1 pseudogene is annotated in these 432 nt (G+C 74.1%); it reads left to right on the top strand.

Features of this window, described 5'->3' with window-relative positions:
- Positions 1 to 41: 41 nt before the first annotated feature.
- Positions 42 to 432: pseudogene (locus GWK61_RS55300) on the top strand (adenylate/guanylate cyclase domain-containing protein); the annotation flags it as partial.

The following is a 432-nucleotide window of genomic DNA, read 5'->3' as shown; positions in this document are numbered from 1 at the left end:
GCGCACGACTGGCCGAGGCCTATGCCGAGCGGGAATCCGGTGTGCCACAACGGTTTCCGGCCCGTGTCCTCGATCGGGCGGAGGGCAACCCGCTGCTGCTGGAGCAGCTGCTCGCGGTCGCGGATCCCGCGAACCTGGACGGCGCCGACGGTCTGCCCTCTACGATCCAGGCGTTGCTCGGCGTCCGCATCGACGCCTTGGGCACGGCCGAACGCGCGGCCTTGTCCCTGGCGGCGGTCCTGGGCCGCGAGTTCACGGCGAGTCAGGTCGCCGGTCTGGCCCGGTCCGGCCCCGAGGGCGGGCCCGGCGGCGATCTGCACGCCGAACCCGAGGACGCCGACGCGACCAGCCCGGCGCTGCGCGAGCTGGCCCAGCACCGGATGATCGAGGCCGCGACCGGCGACGACTTCCGCTTCAGCAGCGGCCTGGTCC

Source organism: Catenulispora rubra, assembly GCF_015356825.1.
Classification (GTDB): Bacteria; Actinomycetota; Actinomycetes; order Streptomycetales; family Catenulisporaceae; genus Catenulispora; species Catenulispora rubra.
This window is presented reverse-complemented; position numbering and strand designations above follow the sequence as displayed.